The organism is Vibrio sp. 10N.222.49.C9 (genome assembly GCF_041474985.1).
GTDB classification, from domain to species: domain Bacteria; phylum Pseudomonadota; class Gammaproteobacteria; order Enterobacterales; family Vibrionaceae; genus Vibrio; species Vibrio crassostreae_C.
Genome location: NZ_JBFRVD010000606.1, coordinates 1 through 366 on the forward strand (window position 1 = coordinate 1; position 366 = coordinate 366).

1 pseudogene is annotated in these 366 nt (G+C 48.6%); it reads left to right on the forward strand.

Annotation, left to right across the window (positions count from 1 at the left end):
• Nucleotides 1-366 (forward strand): annotated as a pseudogene (locus AB4585_RS24700) (NADH oxidase); the annotation flags it as partial.

Below are 366 nucleotides of genomic sequence, written 5' to 3' on the forward strand. Positions count from 1 at the left end.
AGAATCGTCTGTTTAAATCAGCGATGAGCGAGCAGCTTGGAGATAAGCAGCATAATCCGACCTCGGGCATAGCAACCTTATACCAACGCTGGGCTAAAGGGGGGATTGGTCTATCCATTACGGGTAATGTAATGGTGGATCGAAGTGCCCTTGGTGAACCTAAGAATGTGGTTCTCGATGAGCAAAGCGACTTATCGCTATTTACTGAGTGGGCGAGTGCTGGAAAGCAAAATGGCTCGCAGATATGGATGCAACTCAACCACCCAGGCAAGCAAATCCCCAAGTTTCTTTGTGACAAGCCGGTAGCGCCTTCTGCTATTTCATTGGGTAGTGGTTTAGAGAAAGGCTTTAATACTCCGCGCGCAC